This window comes from Daejeonella lutea (assembly GCF_900168015.1).
Taxonomy (GTDB): Bacteria; Bacteroidota; Bacteroidia; order Sphingobacteriales; family Sphingobacteriaceae; genus Daejeonella; species Daejeonella lutea.
Map to the genome: position 1 here is coordinate 138,770 of NZ_FUYR01000003.1, position 19,339 is coordinate 158,108.

The 19,339-nt window shown below is 43.0% G+C and carries 18 protein-coding genes; 8 read left to right on the forward strand and 10 right to left on the reverse strand.

Annotation, left to right across the window (positions count from 1 at the left end; genetic code table 11):
• Positions 1-587: 587 nt before the first annotated feature.
• Positions 588-1,175: a TetR/AcrR family transcriptional regulator gene (locus tag B5X60_RS14205; protein ID WP_079703385.1), complete on the forward strand. Its 588-nt coding sequence runs from the start codon at positions 588-590 to the stop codon at positions 1,173-1,175.
• 227 nt (positions 1,176-1,402) lie between these two features.
• Here B5X60_RS14205 and kduI read toward each other — a convergent pair whose 3' ends face one another.
• Positions 1,403-2,233, reverse strand: coding sequence for a 5-dehydro-4-deoxy-D-glucuronate isomerase (kduI, locus tag B5X60_RS14210; protein WP_079703386.1), 831 nt, complete (start codon positions 2,231-2,233; stop codon positions 1,403-1,405).
• Positions 2,234-2,444: 211 nt separating this feature from the next.
• Positions 2,445-3,581 (reverse strand): DUF4861 family protein, encoded by a 1,137-nt coding sequence (locus B5X60_RS14215; protein WP_079703387.1) that lies wholly within the window; start codon positions 3,579-3,581, stop codon positions 2,445-2,447.
• 161 nt (positions 3,582-3,742) lie between these two features.
• On the opposite strand from B5X60_RS14215, the gene B5X60_RS14220 reads away from it, so the two are divergent.
• From B5X60_RS14220 to B5X60_RS14230, 3 genes are all read left to right on the forward strand, one after another.
• Positions 3,743-4,933 (forward strand): glycoside hydrolase family 88 protein, encoded by a 1,191-nt coding sequence (locus B5X60_RS14220; RefSeq protein WP_079703388.1) that lies wholly within the window; start codon positions 3,743-3,745, stop codon positions 4,931-4,933.
• Between the two features lie 80 nt (positions 4,934-5,013).
• Positions 5,014-5,802 (forward strand): HipA family kinase, encoded by a 789-nt coding sequence (locus B5X60_RS14225; protein WP_079703389.1) that lies wholly within the window; start codon positions 5,014-5,016, stop codon positions 5,800-5,802.
• Entirely contained in the window at positions 5,780-6,160 is a 381-nt protein-coding gene (locus B5X60_RS14230; RefSeq protein WP_079703390.1) for a DUF3037 domain-containing protein, read from the forward strand. Before B5X60_RS14225 ends, B5X60_RS14230 begins: the two co-directional genes overlap by 23 nt.
• A 101-nt stretch (positions 6,161-6,261) precedes the next feature.
• Here B5X60_RS14230 and B5X60_RS14235 read toward each other — a convergent pair whose 3' ends face one another.
• Together B5X60_RS14235 and B5X60_RS14240 are read right to left on the reverse strand one after the other, a co-directional pair.
• Positions 6,262-7,821, reverse strand: a complete 1,560-nt coding sequence (locus B5X60_RS14235; RefSeq protein WP_221406258.1) for a M56 family metallopeptidase — start codon at positions 7,819-7,821, stop codon at positions 6,262-6,264.
• An 8-nt stretch (positions 7,822-7,829) separates the two neighbouring features.
• The gene (locus tag B5X60_RS14240) at positions 7,830-8,195 is read right to left on the reverse strand and encodes a BlaI/MecI/CopY family transcriptional regulator (RefSeq protein ID WP_079703392.1); all 366 of its coding nucleotides are present in this window, start codon (positions 8,193-8,195) and stop codon (positions 7,830-7,832) included.
• Between the two features lie 333 nt (positions 8,196-8,528).
• Here B5X60_RS14240 and B5X60_RS14245 point away from each other — a divergent pair, with 333 nt between their 5' ends.
• On the forward strand, positions 8,529-10,358 hold the full coding sequence (locus tag B5X60_RS14245; protein ID WP_079703393.1) for a MutS-related protein: 1,830 nt from the start codon (positions 8,529-8,531) through the stop codon (positions 10,356-10,358).
• Positions 10,359-10,644: 286 nt separating this feature from the next.
• Positions 10,645-12,072: an ATP-binding cassette domain-containing protein gene (locus tag B5X60_RS14250; RefSeq protein ID WP_245803531.1), complete on the forward strand. Its 1,428-nt coding sequence runs from the start codon at positions 10,645-10,647 to the stop codon at positions 12,070-12,072.
• On the opposite strand, the gene B5X60_RS14255 is transcribed toward B5X60_RS14250, so the two are convergent.
• Complete coding sequence (locus B5X60_RS14255; RefSeq protein WP_079703395.1) at positions 12,065-12,769, reverse strand: DUF4397 domain-containing protein; 705 nt, start codon at positions 12,767-12,769, stop codon at positions 12,065-12,067. The genes B5X60_RS14250 and B5X60_RS14255 overlap by 8 nt on opposite strands.
• 166 nt (positions 12,770-12,935) lie before the next feature.
• On the opposite strand from B5X60_RS14255, the gene B5X60_RS14260 reads away from it, so the two are divergent.
• Complete coding sequence (locus B5X60_RS14260; protein ID WP_079703396.1) at positions 12,936-14,312, forward strand: MFS transporter; 1,377 nt, start codon at positions 12,936-12,938, stop codon at positions 14,310-14,312.
• Between the two features lie 289 nt (positions 14,313-14,601).
• Here B5X60_RS14260 and B5X60_RS14265 read toward each other — a convergent pair whose 3' ends face one another.
• The 4 genes from B5X60_RS14265 to B5X60_RS14280 all read right to left on the reverse strand — a co-directional run bounded on the left by B5X60_RS14265 (position 14,602) and on the right by B5X60_RS14280 (position 17,158).
• Complete coding sequence (locus B5X60_RS14265; protein WP_079703397.1) at positions 14,602-15,678, reverse strand: L,D-transpeptidase family protein; 1,077 nt, start codon at positions 15,676-15,678, stop codon at positions 14,602-14,604.
• Between the two features lie 59 nt (positions 15,679-15,737).
• Positions 15,738-15,923, reverse strand: a complete 186-nt coding sequence (locus tag B5X60_RS18385) for an ATP-binding protein (RefSeq protein ID WP_079703398.1) — start codon at positions 15,921-15,923, stop codon at positions 15,738-15,740.
• A gap of 206 nt (positions 15,924-16,129) precedes the next feature.
• Positions 16,130-16,795 carry a response regulator gene (locus tag B5X60_RS14275; RefSeq protein WP_245803532.1) on the reverse strand — a complete coding sequence of 222 codons (666 nt, stop codon included), beginning with the start codon at positions 16,793-16,795 and terminating at the stop codon, positions 16,130-16,132.
• 183 nt (positions 16,796-16,978) lie between these two features.
• Positions 16,979-17,158, reverse strand: a complete 180-nt coding sequence (locus tag B5X60_RS14280) for a hypothetical protein (RefSeq protein WP_079703399.1) — start codon at positions 17,156-17,158, stop codon at positions 16,979-16,981.
• Positions 17,159-17,354: 196 nt separating this feature from the next.
• On the opposite strand from B5X60_RS14280, the gene B5X60_RS14285 reads away from it, so the two are divergent.
• The gene (locus B5X60_RS14285; RefSeq protein ID WP_139377489.1) at positions 17,355-18,209 is read left to right on the forward strand and encodes a DUF6929 family protein; all 855 of its coding nucleotides are present in this window, start codon (positions 17,355-17,357) and stop codon (positions 18,207-18,209) included.
• A gap of 1 nt (position 18,210) precedes the next feature.
• Here B5X60_RS14285 and B5X60_RS14290 read toward each other — a convergent pair whose 3' ends face one another.
• On the reverse strand, positions 18,211-19,317 hold the full coding sequence (locus B5X60_RS14290; protein WP_079703401.1) for an amidohydrolase family protein: 1,107 nt from the start codon (positions 19,315-19,317) through the stop codon (positions 18,211-18,213).
• Between the last annotated feature and the right edge of the window lie 22 nt (positions 19,318-19,339).

Sequence of the window (19,339 nt, forward strand, 5' to 3'; positions counted from 1 at the left end):
ATGTAGAAATGGTGGCCTGCGGCCCGCGGTGTGTACGCTAGTGCTCCCTTTTTGCAAGGGGAGCTGACCCGCATATTGCGGGGCTGAGGAGTCGATCCCCTTATAATTACATCTCACTCGTTTTCGTGCTTCTCGTTAGGTACGCTTGGTAGCTAACATTAATAGCTCTTCTGACCCTGCAAGTCGCAGAACTCGCCCTCCTGAGATTTCGCAGGAAAGGCGCGTTTTAGCCCCAAAAACTATTTGTCAAAATTTACGCGCCTTCAAGCAATGCAGAAGTGTTGCAGATTCTCTCAAATCCGCAGTCCCGAGGACACGGCTTGGATTGCGTATTGGGGCTAAAATGTGGATTTACAAGAAATATCAGGCAGGCGCGGCTCTTTGCCTACTTTCCAGCTGAAGGGAAAGTAGGTGCCAGTCTGCCGGCATAAGGCAGATAAAATTTGGCTTGACCTAAAGCAAAAGGACTAGGCCATCCCGGCTATGAGCGGGTGGGATATCAATGCTTCGATAAATTTGCTTCACTATGTGTAAAGTAGAATTTTTAAACAATTTCCATATCTTGTATAAATACTAACCAGTATGCCATGTCAAAATCTACTAACACCCGCGCAACTATTCTCCAGAAAGCATTTGACCTGATCTACATCAGAGGTTATCAGGCTACAAGCATCGACGATATAATCGCTACCACTCAGGTGACTAAGGGCGCTTTTTATTATCACTTCGCTAATAAGGACCAGATGGGACTGGCGGTTATTAACGAGATCATCCTGCCTGAAATGTACCAGGGATTTATTCAGCCTTTGAAAGGGAGTGAGAAACCTGCAAAGGACATTTATAGAATGATCCGGCATATTTTATTTGATATTCCTTTTTTCAAGGTGGAATACGGTTGCCCCTTGGCTAATTTGATAAGTGAAATGGCTCCCTTGAATCAGGATTTTAAACTTGCGCTAAATAAGATCTCGGATAAGTGTATCGATGCTTTAAAGGATTCTTTTAAGCATGGTAGAAAAGCCGGTAAAATTCGGTCAGGGATAAATGAAGAAGAAACGGCATATTTTATACTTTCCGGATATTGGGGTATACGGAATATTGGTAAGACCCAAAATACGGCGGCTTGTTATGAAGCATATCTTGGGGAATTGAAGAGGTATTTGAAGGGGTTGTAAGGGATTGTTCCCCGACTGTATCCCCGATCTAGTCGGGGACGGATCTCCTGCCAACGCGGCGTAGCTTGCGTTCTCTATGAATTTCAATTTGCTGCGGTTAAAGCTACAGCGGAGCTACATGTACAGACTTTTAGCAGATGTAAAGGCTGACTGACAAGAGCGGCTGGCGGCCGCGTGTCGTGACGAGATCCGCGATCTAGTCGGGGAACGGTAGGTGTGGGAAACGGTTACCGCAAATCTTTAACCAGCACCGGATCCATATCCGCATAGTCCTGATTCTCCCCTGCCATAGCCCAGATAAAGCCATAATTAGAAGTACCGCAACCTGAATGTATCGACCATGGAGGTGATAGTATCGCCTGGTCGTTTTGAACCACAAGGTGCCTTGTTTCCTGGGGTTGCCCCATATAGTGAAATACCACCTGGTCTGACGGGAGGTCAAAGTAGAAGTATGCTTCCATGCGCCTGTCGTGGGTATGCGATGGCATAGTATTCCAAACACTCCCAGGGTGGAGGAGGGTGAGGCCCATTACCAGTTGGCAGCTTCTTTTCCCCTGCAGGTAAATGTATTTATAGATCGATCGCTCATTAGCAGTTTCCTTGCTTCCAATATTTACGGGAGCAGCTTCTTCCTTTTTAATCAGGGCGGAGGGATAGGATTGATGCGCTGGAGTTGAAAAGAGGTACAGTTTAGCAGGATCATCTTGGGAAACACTTTTAAAGGTTATGCTTTTGGTGCCCATTCCAACGTAGACTGCATCCAGCTTATTTATTTTGAAAGATTCATCGTCGGCAACAATTTCACCCGGACCACCCACATTGATTATTCCCAGTTCTCTTCGTTCCAGGAAATACTCTGATCGCAGGTTGTCGAAATTAGGCAGCTCCAGGATCTTGCTTGCAGGAACTACGGATCCAACAATTGCCCGATCATAATGAGAATAGGTAAAGCTGAATTTATCATGCCACATCAGATCCTCAATCAGGAAATTGTTTCTGATCTCTTCGGTATTCATCTTTGCCACTTCCTGAGGGCTGTTTGCGTAACGTTGGTTCATTTTTTTGGTGGGTTTATTGGGTAATTAGGTATTAGGTGTTAGGTATTAGGTATTAGGTATTAGGTATTAGGTATTAGGTATCAGGTATCGGGTATCAGGTTTCGGGTATCAGGTTTCAGGTATTGGGTATCAGGTTTCAGGTATCAGCCGGTCAAGCTACAAGTTTTCAGATGAGGTACGTTTCCAACTGTCAACTGTCAACTGTCCACTGTCATTTAACTTTAACCTCTAAAGGCTTATCAATCTTATTTTTATAATTACGTAAGTAGGTAAACCATTCATCAGCAGTTGTGATCTTTCCAGCCCGGTTCCATGCTCCCCCGTTGTAGTAAACAAGTGGAGTATTGTTTTTTATAGTCAACCGGCTCAGGTAATGCCCATTTGCTGCTTTAACTTCTTTGGGTTTGCTCGTTAAAAGCCCGATCCCCATTATTCCTTTGTCCTTTACTTCCGGCTCCCAGTAGCCGATGATTCCGTTCTTTTGATCAAGAATTACCGGGCTTTCCTGCGGACGTTTTACAATTCCGGCAACAACATCTGCCTCTTCGGCTCCAGCAATGTTGTATTTCACTTCAACACGGTTAAGCTGCGAGCCGGCATCCAGTGAGATTGTCTTAGTCGCCAATATATCCATGTCGCCAACTTTCCACGGATCGTATCCCAATTGGAAGGTAGAGCGTAATGGTCCGTTATCCAGCACCTTGAAATGATGGTAATTTTTAGAAAGGATGATAGAATCTTTGTAATAGGGAGCGATATCACCTGCCCCGAGTGTTATCCCTACCTGGTAGTAGTCCATACCTTCGCCCTTGTCTGTGTGATAGTCATTGCCCTTGTACCATGCGTCCAAAACTAGCTTGTCTGTTCGTTTAGACCAAATATCGGTGCCCGTGGCATTATCACTCGCGGTTTCCAATGCCTTACCATACATCCTAAAGGCGATAAGATCGTTCTCCCATGCGAAATCATCCTTTCTTTCCGGTACATATCGCGCGTAGGTTTTCGATACAGTTCTCGCAGCCTGGCCAGCTACGATATCGTAATTAAGAGTTTGCTTAGGCAAGAGCTTATTTACAGCTACCAAAAGGTTGACAGGTTTGTCGCCGCCTTTGTATTCCAACTGATAGGGCACCTCCATTTTGCTGGCGGTTTCAATCACTTTAAAGGATGCTTGCTGAACTTTCGCTTCAAGTCTTGAGAATTCAATTTCAACAATCTCGTTTTCCCTTGTCATCGAGGTAGGATTACTTATCTGAAGTCTGGCGAGCGGCTTTTGCTGCGCCGTTACCGTAATCGCCGAAAATATCGGTCCGATGCAGAACAAAATATGCTGTGTAATTCGTTTCATATACTCAATATCTTAAAATAAATTTAAAGTGTATAAAATACACGAGTAAGCTTTTTATATCTTAGTCTTCCGGAAACGTTCTGGCACTGACAAAAATATCATAAAATTCATTCAGGGGTGTTCATTTCCATTGTTTATTATCATTCATTATTCTGTTTCTTATGAAGACTCAAAAATATAGGTTTCTGCTTCTGGTCATTGTTGGTATGGCTTTCTCCGCGCAATTGATTGCACAGCCAAAAATTAATGTCAAAGAACAGTTTGCACTCGCAGAAAAGCAGTATGCGCTGATGCTGAAAACACATCCGGATACGGATAAAACTCCGCAATCAGTGAATCCGGATGGTACACTTAGGGACATGCCCACCGAGTGGTGGTGCAGCGGTTTCTTTGGAGGATCATTATGGAAATTGTATGAGTATACAAGAAAGCCAGAATGGAAAGACGCTGCTCATTTATGGACTATGGCTGTTCAAAAAGAACAGTATAATACGGGCACCCATGATCTGGGTTTCATGGTATACATCCCATTCGGCACTGGTTTCCGCCTGACAAAGAATCCTGTTTACAAGAAGGCTATGTTAAACGGGGCTGAATCACTTTCAACCCGTTTCGATCCGAAGAGGGGAGTTATTAAATCATGGAACGACTTTCGCGGACATAAATATCCGGTGATCATCGACAACCTGATGAATCTCGACTTCCTGTTCTGGGCGACCCGCGAAACAGGCAATAAGAAATATCATGATATCGCAGTTACTCACGCTAACAGCACGATAAAAAATCATTTTCGGCCGGATAACAGCAGCTACCACGTATTGCTTTATGGACCGGATGGAACGGTGGAAGGACGCAAGACAGCTCAGGGTGCTGCCGATGAATCGGCATGGGCAAGGGGTCAGGCGTGGTCGTTATATGGTTATACTTCAATCTATCGCGATACCAGGGACAAGAAATATTTAGATCAGGCAATCAAAATCGCAGACTTTTATATCAATCACCCAAACTTGCCAGCGGATAAAGTGCCCTACTGGGATTTTAATGCACCAAAAATTCCTAATGAAGAAAGAGATGCCTCCGCAGCCGCGATAACATCTTCCGGGTTGTTTGAATTAGCCGGATATGTTGATGCATCCCGCAAAAAACAATATACAAACGCTGCTATAAAAATGCTGGAAAGCCTTTCCTCGCCGCAATACCGCGCCAAACTGGGAGAGAACAATAATTTTCTGCTTAAACACTCTACAGGCCATAAGCCGGGTAATAGCGAGATCGATGTTCCTTTAATTTATGCCGACTATTACTATTTGGAGGCGTTGATGAGGTATGACGGCCTTCGGCCAAGGCAATAGGTTTTAGGCATTAGGTCGGGCCTAACGTCTTATGCCTACGCCTGATTGCTCCTTTCCAAAAATAACCCGACTTTAGCCAAATGTCATCCAACTTAAGATCAGTCACCGTCACCCGCTACGTTACGCCGCTTCGCGAGGGCGGTTCTATGCCGGCGATTGCGGAGGCGGATGACGAGTTCCTCTATGTCATTAAATTCAGGGGTGCTGGCCAGGGTCCCCGCGCGTTGATTGCTGAGCTTATCGGCGGGGAGATAGCAAGGTTACTGGGACTGCCAATACCTGAGCTGGTATTTGCTACACTTGACGAAGCGTTTGGTCGTACCGAAGCCGACGAAGAGATACAAGATCTATTAAAATTTAGCGTAGGCTTAAACCTGGGATTGCATTACCTGTCGGGTGCGATCACCTTTGATCCTGTGGTGAATAAAGTCGAGCCGCTGCTAGCGTCTAAAATAGTTTGGCTGGATTGCCTACTGACTAATATGGACCGTACCTGTCGTAACACCAATATGCTTATATGGCACAAGGAGTTGTGGCTGATCGATCATGGAGCATCACTGTACTTTCATCATTCATGGCAGAACTGGGAAGAACAGGCTACGAAACCATTCTTTCTGATAAAGGAGCATGTGTTGCTTCCGATGGCATCGGAGTTGGAATCTGTTGATGTAGAATTCCGGAAACTATTGACCAGTGAGAAAATTCGCACTATAGCCGCAATGATCCCTGATGACTGGCTCAATGATGAAAATACTTTTAAGACCAAGCAAGAATATCGTGATGCCTATGCCGTGTTTTTGGAAACGCGTGTAGCTCATTCAGAAAATTTTGTAAACGAAGCCCAAAATGCAAAACAAGCACTTATTTGAGTATGCCGTGATACGCGTTGTACCCAGGGTAGAGCGCGAAGAGTTTCTGAATGTTGGAGTTATTCTTTATTGCAAGGGACTGAAATTCCTGCAGTCGAAATGTGACCTCGACGAAGCTCGTCTGGCAGCTTTTGCAAAGGATATTGACATGGAAGAGATCAGGGAAAGTCTCCGTTCTTTCGCCCAGATAAGTGCTGGTAAAGATGGCGGGCCGATTGGAAAGCTGGATGCAGCATCACGCTTCAGATGGCTTACAGCAACACGTAGTACCGTGGTTCAGACTTCAAAAGTGCACCCGGGATTTTGCGAGGACGCTTCGGTTACTTTGAAGAGGCTTTTTAAGGAGCTCGTCGCTTAGGAGTTGAGAATGGAGAATTGAGAATGGAGATTATAGCACAGCGTCTAGTAATTCTCAACTCTCAACTCTCAACTCTCCAACCGATAGCTATCGGGTCTCCACTATTTCGTCGTAATCACGATCACTCCATCCTTCGCTTTCTCCCCATACTTTGACACTGCGGAGGAGCCTTTGAAAATCTCTATAGTTCCGATGGTAGTAACCTTAATATCGTCAAGACGTTCTTTCGTAATTTCCTTACCATCCAGGATGATCATTTCATTATCGATATCGCTCAATGAAATTTTTTGATTTTGATTTAGTGAATAACCGACTACTGTAACAGGTTTCAAACTGCCATTGGATTTCCCGACACCGAAAGCTTTAGTTTCGATTTCGATTACACCATCTTTTCCTTTCTCGCCGTATAATTTAGTTGCGTTTTCACCTTTCAGGACTTTGATGGATTCAATGCGTTCTGAAGCCAGGTGTCCAATTCCATTTATCTGCGGTTTGCCGTCCAAAACATATAAAGGCCTGCCACTAACCGTAGTATCAAGTTCAATTAGCGTACGTCCCATCGAACTGTTTAGAGGCTTCCCAGTAACTACAACCACTCCCTTAACAATTTTATTGGTATCAAAAGCAGTATTTGTTATCGTGCTCGAATTTAAATTAGTTTTTAATTCGGTGTATTTTGCTTTAATTTTTCCTGCGGGTTTGCTCTGACTAACGGTAGTCTTCTGCCGTATTAGATCGATAGAAGATAACTGTGGCAGAGCTTTGAAGGTTTCTGTAACATGCCCAGTAAAATCAGCCTTTGAAATTCCTGTTATGAGTACCAGAATCATAATTGCCGGCACCAGCAACAGGTAGTTGCTTTGGTTTATCCTATTTGAAGGTTTCTTATTAATCATGGCTATTCTCTTTTTTATAGTTAAAAAATGAAAGTTGTTCACTGGCATGGAATGCTGCGGGAGCACGTGGCTTCTAAGTAAAGTGTACTGGTATTCTTTGGCATCTATTCCCGAGCGGATAACCTCCTGGTCAGTAATGAATTCAAGGTTGGCTTTTATGGCTTTTTTCATCAGCCAGACTCCTGGGTTGAACCAGTAGAATATGGTACTTAGCTCGGCCAGCATAACATCTAATGTATGCAGCTGCCTGACATGTACCTGTTCGTGTTCCAGAATTGAATGAAGTTCACTTTCTTCATGGCATTCAGGATTCAAGTATATGGTGCGCCAGAAGGAGAAAGGGTTAATGGCTTTTGTGATCTTCCTGAATTTAAAGCTTCCCATCTCCATTGATGTTGAGCGTATGTGCAGTACAAGAAGGGATATCAGCTGAATTGTCAGGCGAAGCGACATGAATATCACACCTGTCCAGAAGACCATTAACAGCAGCTGCCAGTAATTGCCGGCACTGTTCTCTGCGCGATTAATCACGTAAGTTACCGACCCCTGCCAGTCAGGTGTTAGCAAATTGATTTTATCTTTCAAGTGCTCATTGCGGCTCAACAAACCTGACACATTGATCAGCGGATAAAGCGCCGAATACAATAGACCGGTCAGAAGATAAAAGCGGTTTAGCGTGTGAAAGGTATAACGCTGCAGGATAAGATGATAGCCGGCGTAAAAGAAAAGGAGGGCGATGTTCACTTTGAGTAAATACAGGAGCATTTCAGGCATCATGGCTGCTTTCCTTTCTCGATCATCTTTATGATCTCTTTTAAATCGTCTGCACTTATTTTTTCCTGATTTGCAAAGAATGTGACTAGTTCTTTATACGAGTTACTGAAGTAGTCGTTGACAAATTCGCCCATGAAGGTCTTCTTATACTCTTCTTCCTTTATTAGCGGGGTATAACAGAGCGTATTGCCAACCTTTTTTCCAAGAATAAACTTTTTCTTTTCAAGGTTCTTTACGGTAGAGGCAAGAGTTGTGTATGGAGGCTTAGGTTCCGGGATACTATCTAAGAATTCCTTGATCGTACCGGTCTCTGAATTCCAAATGGCTTGCATGGCCTCTTCTTCATTGGGTGTTAACTTCTCCATTTCTACGAACTTTTCGTAAATGTATTACGAAAAGTTCGTAGATGCAAGTGAAATGTAAAATTATTTTGCTTTTACGAGTTCAATGGATATTAGTAACATTCACTTTTGCGTCATGCCCCGTCGCCTTGATCCCTGATTGGAGCATTGAAGAGGGGTCGACGGATAGGTTTTTTGATTTTATCTTTACAGTGATTGGTTCGTCTGAGCGACAGCAATATACCCGGAAGTGGAAACAACGAAGAGCAGGACTGCGAAGAATTGTAAATATTTCATCAAGTAAATATAGAAATCGGAGTCTCTGTAATAAAAAATTACCTTTGCTGTCCTATTAAAATGTATACAACAAACACAAATTCCGAAGTAAGGGCTCGATATCAGGAGGCATTTTCCAGTGCAAATGTACGTGTTAAAGAGTTTGAAAAACTTCTGAACCGATATTCAATCCTGCGTTTAATTACTATCGCAGCCGGCATAATCCTTTTTTATCAATCCTTGAAATTTGAAGGCTCGTGGCTTCCGGTATTAGTGTTTTTTGCTGTGATTGTTACCTTTTCTTTTCTCGTCAGAAAGCAGAATGACTTAGAAAGAAAGCGAGATCATTACAGGGATCTGGCAATTATTTATGACAATGAAATTCAGAGCATTGCCAGCAGGCAGAATATTTATAATAATGGCTCGGAATGGGAAGATGATCTGCATCCCTACATTTCAGATCTTGACATTTTTGGAAAAGGGTCGCTATTTGCATTATTAAACCGCAGCGCAACAAGCTTGGGAAATGCCAAATTAGCCGCCTGGTTGAAAAAGCGGGCGCCGATCGCTGAGATCAGGCGTAGGCAGGATGCAGTTGAGGAAATAGCTGCAAAAGCGGAGTGGAAACACAATTTTCAGACGGTGCTGCTTTTCTCAAACAATGCAAAGGACGATCAGATCCAGGGGCTCTTCAATTATTTGAAAACCGGATCGCAACAAGAAGCGAAATGGCTCAGGCTTTACATAAAATTGAGCCCATGGATTTTTTTTGGATCCGGTATGCTGGCATGGTTCTTCCCGATTTTCATTTTACTGATCATAGGAATTGGGATTGCGAATTGGCTTATCACCCAGGCGTATAATGCCGCTGTTATGAAAACGGATACCCTGATCGGGAAAATGAGCAAAATACTAAATCATTTTTCCGACGCGATAGGTGCAATTAGGTCTGAGCAATGGAGTTCTGAAAATTGTATACGCTTGTCTTCCGATCTTAAAGACAATAGGCAAGATAAGTTGGCGGAACAGTTACGTAGTTTATCGTCTCTCATTAACCAGCTCGCCCTAGGAATGAGCTCAATTGGCCCGGTGATTAATTTTATCATGCCCTGGAATGTTCTGTATTTCCTTGCTATTGAAGACTGGAAGAAGTCGAATAAAGAAAATGTCGAAGATGCTTTTGATGTCATCGCCAATTTTGAGGCACTGATCAGCCTGAGCAGTATCAGGACTAATTATCCTGAGTGGACTTTTCCAGAATTGATTGAACGTGAGAAGTATACCTTAATCACTCGGTCTATTGGCCATCCCCTGATATCACCTGAGTTAAGGGTTGTGAATGATTATTCGCTGGATGATGAACTTAAGATCGACATCATTACCGGATCGAACATGGCCGGGAAAAGTACTTTTTTGCGGACTTTGGGAGTAAATGCAATACTCGCCCTGGCCGGAGCTCCGGTTTGTGCAGAAAAAATGAAGGTCAGCCCAATGCTTGTCTTCAGCTATATGCGCATCCGGGATTCGCTGAATGAAAGTACATCAACTTTTAAAGCTGAGTTGGATCGTTTACAGCGACTTCTCGAAATTCTGCAGACGGAAGACAGGGTTTTCTTTTTAATTGATGAGATGCTTAGGGGTACAAATTCTGTCGACAAGTATCTGGGATCCAAGGCTGTTATAGAAAAGCTGATCGCCCAGAATGCTGTGGGTATCATCGCCACCCATGATCTTCAGATTGCAGAGCTGGAACAAAAATATCCTGATTATATCCGCAACTTCTATTTTGATATTCAAATAGAAGGTTCCGAAATGAAATTTGACTATAAGTTGAAAGAAGGGGAGTGCAAAACGTTTAATGCATCGTTGTTGTTGAAGAGGCTGGGGATCGGTGGAGAGGACGGTGAGTAGTGTTCTAGTATTCAGTAATCAGTTATCAGTTTTGGGCGGACTAGACGCTGGCGTTTCGACATTCAAATGGTTGAATGTTTCTTCGTTCAATAGTACATTAGGTACGTTCGCACTTGATTACTGATTACTAATCACTGATTACTGATCACCCATTACCTCCGCTTTCTCAAGGATATTTTTTCAATATTTGCTTTCCATAAAAAGTAGTTCGTTGCCCGTGTCAGAAACCATCCTCTCCTTCCAAAACATCAGTATCCGGAGCTTCAACAAAATCATATTCGAAGATTTGAATTTTAACCTACGAAAGGGGGAGCATTGGGCACTTGTGGGTAAAAGCGGTTCAGGGAAAAGCATACTGCTGGATGCGTTTGCAGGAAAGAGTTCCTTTCCAAACGGAAGGGCGAAGTACCCGGCAATAGATCATTACATCAGAGAAGCTAAAACAGATGACCCTCTGTTAAACCGCTTTAAGTTAATTGCCCAGGTTTCGTCGCGGCATCATTTTACAAATCTTTCAAATACCACCGACCTGTATTATCAGCAGCGTTTTAATTCCATGGATTCAGAGGACTCGCAAACGGTTAAACAATACCTTTCAGCAGTAAGATCGTATCGTCCTGAAGGCATCTGGACCCTTGAACATACTGCGGCGAGATTAATGTTGACACCGCTGTTGGATAAGCAACTGATCAAATTATCAAATGGAGAAACCAAGCGTCTGATGATCGCAGCGGCATTGGTCAGAAATCCGATTTTGTTATTGCTGGATAATCCTTTAACCGGCCTGGATATATCCTCAAGAGCCGGCTTTGACAAACTAATGCAGGAAATTGCTGATTCAGGAATCAGTGTAATAATGTCCAGTTCGCCTAACGAAATCCCTGAGTGTATTACTCATGTTGCTGTTGTTAAAGACGGATTTATCGAGCAGGTTCCAAAAACTTTATTTAAGCCTGAACATCACACTCGTCCGGAAACTGCAGTCGATATCGGGGAGCTGAAAGATCTTCTTTCAACGGGAACTGCCCAGGATTACAAGATCATTGTCGGTATGGATGGCGTCACCATAAGATACGGCGAGAAAATAATTCTCGAAAATATTAGCTGGCGGATCAACCAGGGTGAAAGGTGGATGCTTGGTGGTCCGAACGGCGCCGGAAAATCAACGCTTTTAAGTCTTATTAACGGCGACAACCCGCAGGCTTTTGCGAATAAGATAATTCTGTTTGATAAGCCCAAGGGCAAAGGTGAAAGCATCTGGGACATTAAGAAGAAAATCGGCTTCGTGTCGCCGGAACTTTTTCAATATTTCCCGGTGGAAAGTTCATGTATGCAGATCATCGAATCTGGTTTTTATGACACTATGGGCCTCTTCAGAAAATCAGGGGAGGCGAAGGCTGCCATATGTCTCCGCTGGATGCGTTTGCTTGGGATCGATCAACATTCCGGGACACTTCTGAAAAGCGTCCCGGTAAGTGTGCAGCGATTATGTCTGTTAGCGCGGGCACTGGTAAAAAATCCACCCCTGTTGATTTTTGATGAGCCCTGCCAGGGTATGGATGCTGAACAGCAGGAGCGCTTCCGAAATCTTGTAGATGAGATCTGTAAAATTAGCGCAGTGAGTCTGATTTATGTTAGCCATTATGAGTCAGAAAAGCCCAGCGCTGTAACGAAAATTCTCCGACTGGATAATGGCAAGGTTATTTCTATTTGACAGCAATCATCTGAAGTGATGTCGCATGTGCCGGATCTGGCGAATCCTTCATTCCCCTGACCCAAACTGTATAAAATTTACCGGCTTCAATGTCGAGGTTTTGCTGTGCAAGGGCGATGTTACCTCCCTTTTCATAAATACCCATTGAATATTTGCCCGGGTCAACGGCCACAAAATCACTTCCGCACTTGAATGGGATATCTGTAAAGAGAATAGCCGGGGAGACGAGCCTAAAATCCAGTGATTTAGAATCAGGGCTCATATTGAGGAATCTCAATTTGGCTTTCCCTGGCGCAGGTGCAATAAGTTCATCTTCAGTTATTACATGAGTAACAGAGTCAGGACGGCCGGTTACAAAAAACGAATAGTGCTTGTCTTTCTTAAGGATATACGCCTTCGAAACGTAGGTAATTGAGGATATCTGCTTTTTTACGGTAAAGGTTTGCGGTCCGGAATTGGTGAATTTATATGGGATGGTATCGGTGTACGAAATCATGCTGTCGCCGTTGATTCTGTTCCCATCGATGAACAGATCAATTGCTGGCAGCCCCGGAGAGGCGTGGATAAACATGATTGCGGAGCGAGCTGGTTTTAACTCATCACCTTTTCCGCAGCAAATCAGTATTAAAGAAATCAATGCCGCTATCAGGATCGATCGGCTCGAATTTTTGGAGGTTTTAGTTGGTATGATGTTCATAGTTCAAAGGTTTGGTTGAGACTATGTACGGACAAAAAAATATTATGTAACAGAGTTTAACCTTTTTTAACTTTCCGGATCACGGATATTTTACGCCATGTAAAGAGGGTTTAGCTGGAAAATATCTAAATTTCCTTTTTGCTAATTCATCCTCAAAGACAAACACATGAGTGCAGCTATCGCAGAACCATCCTCTCTCAATCCTGAAAAAAAGAATAATCTAAAACTTGTGATAATAGCGTCCAGTGTTGGGACCCTTATCGAATGGTACGACCTTTTTTTAGCGGTAATCCTTGCAAGCATACTTTCTAATCAGCTCTTTCCGGCCGGGGAAAATAAGTTTATTGAAACCCTGGCTATCGTGGCTACTACGTACCTGATCAGGCCTTTTGGATCCCTGCTTTTCGGGAATATGGGCGATAAATCTGGCAGGAAAAATTCCTTTTTGATTTCCCTCCTGTTAATGGGTGCTGCAACTTTTCTCATCGGGTGTATCCCGACCTTCAGTCAGGTAGGCTGGCTGGCGCCTGTATTGTTTTTAATTCTCCGTCTTTTTCAGGGACTGGCTATCAGTGGAGAGTATTCAGGTGCGGTAATTTATGTTGCTGAGAATGCTCCGGCTAATAAACGGGGATTTTATACCGGATTTATACAAACGACTTCATCCATTGCACTAATTATGTGTTTGCTGGTTGTTTTTGCTACACGGGGACTAATGAGCGAGGCAAGTTTCAATTCGTTTGGATGGCGAATCCCATTTCTTTTCAGCTCCGTGCTGGTGATGATAAGCTATCTGATTCGCAGGAAATTGCATGAAAGCCCGGTATTTGCACAGCTCAAAAAAGAGGGTAAGACCAGCAGCGCGCCAATAAAAGAAACATTTAAATCAAGGAAAAATGTCGGGCTTATCCTGTCAGCCATATTTGGAGGTAACGCTGCACAGAGTGCGATCATGCAAACCAATCAATTCGTCGCTTTATTCTTTCTGCAGAGAACGGTAAAGCTCACTGATACTACTTCTATTCTTATACTAGCGGTCGGGATTCTTTTAGCGGGGCCGCTGTTCCAGGTATTTGGAGCGCTGAGCGACAGAATTGGGAGAAAGAAGGTTATTCTGGCTGGCCTTTTTCTAGGCCTGTTTATTATCCCCGTAACATTTTATACATTTCTTGAGCTGGGGAATCCTATGCGATTGGATACGGTCCAGCATATTGACACTCAAACCACACTTATTTTTATTGGGCTTATATTTGTGCTGACAGTAGCCAGTGCGCTGGTGTATGGCCCGATGGGTGCATTCCTAATGGAGCTTTTTCCTACCAAGATCAGGTACACCAGTATGGGATTTACCTACAATGTAGGGAATGGCGCAATTGGTGGTTCAACTCCGGTTATTACCGAATTGATCCGGTCTTCTGTTGTGATCAGCTTCGCTTTCTCACCTTACACGGGCCTTATTTATCCCCTTGTCCTTATCGTGATCGGTATTATTGTGAGCATTTTCTTCGTTAAAGAGACGAATGGAAATAGGCTGGAGGATTAAAGTAGTTAGTAGTAAGTATCAAGTAGCAAGTATCAAGTAGCAAGAATCAAGATATGAGGCTCTCTAGCTGAAAAGAAAGGGAGAATTGGGTCATTGGTGGCGGGCAATAGGTGTTAGGTATTAGGCATCAGGTCTTTGAGTATCCGGCTGGCTGGAAATAATTGATAGCCGAAAGCTCGCAGTCTCTAGGTTTTCCGCAGTCGGAAAAGCCCTAATGCCTAACCCCTAAAGCCCTAACAATAAGATACCCTTGTAAAACTTAACCTTAACATGAAAAAGCAACTAGGCTCTACAGCCCCGCCTGTTCCCTGTCGTGCCCGTAAATATCGTCGCGGAAATTAAGTGTTCCACCAGCATCGACCCATGCGGTGTAATAAATGATGTCCACGGGAATTTTTGTCGTAAGCTTTACCCATTTCTCAGAACCAGCGCTCATTGCTTCCAGAATTTCCGTACCTGTCCATTGAGGTTGGTCCTTTAGCAGATACTGAGCAAGTTCATACGGCTGGCTCAGCCGAATGCAGCCATGGCTAAATGCTCGTTTTTTCTTTTCAAACAAAGATTTTGAGGGCGTGTCATGGAAATAAATGTCATATTTATTGGGGAAGAGAAATTTAACATCACCTAAAGCATTATCAGGCCCTGGCTTTTGCCTGATCTTAGGCAGTCCATCAGCTTTGCCGACTATTTCCATGTTATTGTCAGCGAGATATGAACCATTTCTGTTTATTGCGGGTAATATCTCATTTCTGACGATACTGGCTGGAACATTCCAGTAGGGGCTGAAAACTATCGTCTCAAGCGTGTCCGAGAAAACAACTGTTGGATTCGATGTCTTGCCAACGACTATATCCATACTAAGAACTTCCCGGTTATCTTCCATCACATACAATTTAAATTCAGGGATATTTGCAATTATTCTGGTGCCAGTGCTTTTAGTTGTATCCTCTTTGATTCTGCTCATATTTGTGCTAAGCTGCTCAATACGTTTTTCAAGTGGCATATTCAATGCCTTCATAAACGCCGGCCCGATGGCACCATCGTCTTCAAGTCCGTGGCGTAACTGGAATTGCTTAACAGCGTCTTCGAGAGCCGGACTAAAAACATTACCGTCACGTACACGGCGGAGATCTCCAAGTAATCTTAGGCGTTCTTTTATCACCACAAGCACTGCCGATGTGTCTTTGAGCTTCAGCACAGGCTTTGGTGACGTGATAGTAGACCATTCGCCTTTCGTGCTTAGGGCCTGATACTGACTCAGTGCTTTTTCAAGTAACTGATATTGTTTGCCGCCAAGGTCTTGTGCGTAACTGTGCGCAGAAGTCAATACCAGGCAAAATATAAATGCTATAAATCGGTTTTTCATTTCTCAGGTTTTTGACTAAGCAGGCAAAAGTCAAGCCAGTAATGCCTGGCCAGTGCGCATTATTCCTGTCGATTTTCAGACAGTTTAACCTGCACCGAAGTTCCGGTTCCTAATTTTGACGTGATTTGAAGCTTCCTATCATATAAACTGAGCCGGTTTTTTATGCTGCTTAATCCTGCGCCAGATGCATAATCATTAATTGTAGAAAAGTGTTTGCGCTGACGGCAGCTTAAATTCTTTCTCATACGGATCCTTCGGTACCATACCGATGTTGTTTAACATCTGTTCAGCGGATTTACGAAGGGCATTGAGGGGAGGAATGTGATGCTCCCCGGAGGGCTTTTTTGATTTTTTTGCTAGTCATTGATCACGCTCATTACCAAACCTTCCGGGAAATAATCCTTACTATGTATTGGCAAGGTAATCTAACTTTCGCAGGATTCGTCAGCTTTTAACTAACCATTCCCCTGAGAACGGCATATCTGATGAGCGCAGCTGAATTTCTCGACTGAGTTTTGTCGATCAGGTTCTGTCGGTGCCCCTCTACAGTACGTTTGCTTGTGAATATCTTATCAGCTATTTCCTGGTTAGTGTAGCCTTCTGCGATCAGAGATAATATTTCTTTTTCACGTTTTGAGAGATCAACAACCGGCAGGTCGTCTGTTGTGGCGTAAGATCGGCCAAGTTGGCGATCCAATAGCTCTATAGACAATTCAGTGCATAAATATCTTTGTCCGTTATTGAATATATGGCGTATACCAAACAGGAGTTCTTCTGAGCTTACATTTTTTAACATATAGCCATTAGCTCCAGATTGGAATGCTTTAAGAACGTATTTTTCATGCGAGAGCATGGACAATACAACAGTCTTTAATTTTGGGTATGCTTCAAGCAAACCAGGGATCATATCTATTCCGTTGATACCTGGCATGTTTATATCTGTTATGAGCAGTACTTCATTAGGATTTATTGTGCCGCTTTCGAAAAGCTCTAATAATTCATTGCCATTACATGCTTCTCCTACAATTTCAATGTCTACTTCATTTTCTAAAAGCGACCTGATACCGCTCCTTACTATCTTATGATCTTCAGTTAGTACAATCTTAATCAACGACATTCTATAGGTTTAATGGAGTAAATGTAATCCAATTGATTTATACGCTACGAAACCCGTATTAATACCTGATTATTATAATATAACTAAAATTAATAGCGTTGATGGTAATTAATATTTCGCCTGCTTGTAGTAAATTAAGCGATAGCAAATAGTGTCAGTCGATTATATCACAGAAATTTGATTTTACATTGAGTCCACAATGGCCGTGTCTCTTATTGGTGTAGTATCCACGATGACACTATCGACCGGCATAATTGAATCTACAATCGCTGAGTCTGTAATATTTTCCGTTTTGCTGTTTGAATTGCAACTCACCAGAGCCATTCCGGCAATGGTTGTGTAAAAAAGAATTTTATTTTTCATGGGTATAGATTTTTAAAGATACTCGGCTGATTTGCAGTTCACCTAATTAAACCGCGTTCTTATGACAACAATTTGGAACCGTTTGGGTTTGGATAAGTAAACCCACATATTAAAAGCCCGGCAGAAATTAAAAAAACAAACCTTGAAAGGGATATCGATATTGTTAGTTCTTATCAGCGTATTATCCGCTTGTAATATGAAAGATTCAAAACCTTCTTACGAGAGTTCTAAATTGTTAGCAAGATACCCATCGGGATCAACACTTTGTCAACTTGAAGGTAAGTTTTATATAATGGGCGACGATGCAGCTGATGTTCTGGTTCTGGATGGAAAATGGAACGAGCTGCATCGCATAGCAATTTTTCCAAAAGGCGATCAGCTCCGACTACCAAAGGCTTCAAAAGCTGATGTTGAATCATCAGTTGTATTTGATAATAATGGGAAGCCGGCTATTCTTTTTTTAGGATCAGGATCGCATTCGCCCCATCGTGATAGCATGTTTGTGTTGGACCCGGAATTAAAGCATGTAAAGCGTGTGGATGCTAGTTCGTTCTATGATGAACTTCGTGGTGAAGTTAAGGAATTAAATATAGAAGCCGCCGCCATGCTTGATAATCAACTACTCCTTGGGCTGAGGGGCAACAATACGTTCCCAGACAATTATATGGCTCTTGCTGATCATTCCGGTGCGACATTTAAATTCCATCGGAAGATTCTGATTCAAGCGCCTGTACCGCATGCCGGTATTTCAGGAATGGACTATGATGCCAGGCAGGATATACTTTTCATAACCTTTTCATCGGAAGATACCGCAAATGCCTATGATGACGGGCAAATAGGAGAGAGCTACCTGTCAATAGTTAATAATGCAAAGCAGTTATTGAAAAAGGATAAGCTTGTACTCACTGAATTTCTAAAGCTAAGCGATCTTCATCCTGAATTTATTGAACAAAAAATTGAATCGGTGTCCTTAAGCAATGAGCCCGGTCGGTTGATGCTCATTGCTGACGATGATAAAGGCAACACTAAAATTTTCAGCCTGAGATACTAAATTATTCCGGGAACTGACTTTTATCTAAGCCGGGAATTATGCGTAATGCGTTCTTATAATAGATTTTCTTAAGAACCTGATCGCTTAAGCCGAGTCCGTACATTTTCCAATAAGCATGGTATTTTTTATGGTACGGAAAGTATTCATCCTCGGTTTCCAGCACCCTGAAGTAGGTAGTGTACTCAGCCGGTACCCAGCTGTCTTTGCCAAAGAGTATCCTGTCCTGATATTTATCGAAGAATAGTTTTGCCCGTCGTGGCTGTCTGCCGAGCTCGGCTATGACAGCCCCAAATTCGACATTAAAATTAGGATAGGTATCGAGCAGCTTGCCAAGGTGATCCAGATCGTTTGCAAACCACCCGAAATGTGCAATAATAAAAGTAGTTTTTGAATGCTTTTTAACGAGATTATGCTGCTGTTGTATAAGCTGTTCCCAGGAGTAACCATCTGAAGCACTCCGGTTTCTGCCAGGTTGGGTAAGCAATTCAAGCCAGCGCTCATTGCTTGCATCGGGAGTGTCCCAAAACTGCTTGGGGTCGGCAGTGTGAATTAAGACCGGTATTCCTAATTGAGCGCATTTTTGCCATATCGGATCCAGGCGTGCATCATCCACAGCGACAACTTTCCCATCCTTATCCTTAACTGAAAATCCCAGAGTCTTGAATATTTTAAGTCCCTTTGCTCCAGCCTTAACATCATCCTCCAGCTGCTTAACAGTTTTTTGGATCCAGCCTTCCTCACCAACTCCATTAAAAGTGATGTTTGTGAATAGAACGAGGCGGTTAGGAGTTGCCTGCGCAGCATGTTTAACCGCAGAAGCAAGGTACTCGCCGCCCCTTCCACTCAGGTTCACCATTATTTTCATGTTCAGCTTATCCATTTCTGTAAGCAGCGAGCCCAGATTCTGAGAAGCCATGTTATTCTGGTGATTGTGGACATCAATAAAAGGAAATTTGGCCTTGTTAACTATATGTTCTGGTACGACTAGTGAAGAAGGGGGGTTGTAAGTTTCAAAATCAATCCGGTTTTTATCTGATTGGGCTATACTACATTGACTAAAGCCCACTAATGCGGCGATATAAAAATATTTCTTTCCAAAAATGTCCATGATCTACGGTTAATCAGGCATG

What these genes read in the sequence shown, in the direction of transcription:
- B5X60_RS14205 (WP_079703385.1), top strand. Translation starts at nt 588, where the DNA reads ATGTCAAAATCTACTAACACCCGCGCAACTATTCTCCAGAAAGCATTT.
- kduI (WP_079703386.1), bottom strand. Translation starts at nt 2,233, where the DNA reads ATGAACCAACGTTACGCAAACAGCCCTCAGGAAGTGGCAAAGATGAAT.
- B5X60_RS14215 (WP_079703387.1), bottom strand. Translation starts at nt 3,581, where the DNA reads ATGAAACGAATTACACAGCATATTTTGTTCTGCATCGGACCGATATTT.
- B5X60_RS14220 (WP_079703388.1), top strand. Translation starts at nt 3,743, where the DNA reads ATGAAGACTCAAAAATATAGGTTTCTGCTTCTGGTCATTGTTGGTATG.
- B5X60_RS14225 (WP_079703389.1), top strand. Translation starts at nt 5,014, where the DNA reads ATGTCATCCAACTTAAGATCAGTCACCGTCACCCGCTACGTTACGCCG.
- B5X60_RS14230 (WP_079703390.1), top strand. Translation starts at nt 5,780, where the DNA reads ATGCAAAACAAGCACTTATTTGAGTATGCCGTGATACGCGTTGTACCC.
- B5X60_RS14235 (WP_221406258.1), bottom strand. Translation starts at nt 7,821, where the DNA reads ATGCTCCTGTATTTACTCAAAGTGAACATCGCCCTCCTTTTCTTTTAC.
- B5X60_RS14240 (WP_079703392.1), bottom strand. Translation starts at nt 8,195, where the DNA reads ATGGAGAAGTTAACACCCAATGAAGAAGAGGCCATGCAAGCCATTTGG.
- B5X60_RS14245 (WP_079703393.1), top strand. Translation starts at nt 8,529, where the DNA reads ATGTATACAACAAACACAAATTCCGAAGTAAGGGCTCGATATCAGGAG.
- B5X60_RS14255 (WP_079703395.1), bottom strand. Translation starts at nt 12,769, where the DNA reads ATGAACATCATACCAACTAAAACCTCCAAAAATTCGAGCCGATCGATC.
- B5X60_RS14260 (WP_079703396.1), top strand. Translation starts at nt 12,936, where the DNA reads ATGAGTGCAGCTATCGCAGAACCATCCTCTCTCAATCCTGAAAAAAAG.
- B5X60_RS14265 (WP_079703397.1), bottom strand. Translation starts at nt 15,678, where the DNA reads ATGAAAAACCGATTTATAGCATTTATATTTTGCCTGGTATTGACTTCT.
- B5X60_RS18385 (WP_079703398.1), bottom strand. Translation starts at nt 15,923, where the DNA reads ATGAGAAAGAATTTAAGCTGCCGTCAGCGCAAACACTTTTCTACAATT.
- B5X60_RS14275 (WP_245803532.1), bottom strand. Translation starts at nt 16,795, where the DNA reads ATGTCGTTGATTAAGATTGTACTAACTGAAGATCATAAGATAGTAAGG.
- B5X60_RS14280 (WP_079703399.1), bottom strand. Translation starts at nt 17,158, where the DNA reads ATGAAAAATAAAATTCTTTTTTACACAACCATTGCCGGAATGGCTCTG.
- B5X60_RS14285 (WP_139377489.1), top strand. Translation starts at nt 17,355, where the DNA reads ATGAAAGATTCAAAACCTTCTTACGAGAGTTCTAAATTGTTAGCAAGA.
- B5X60_RS14290 (WP_079703401.1), bottom strand. Translation starts at nt 19,317, where the DNA reads ATGGACATTTTTGGAAAGAAATATTTTTATATCGCCGCATTAGTGGGC.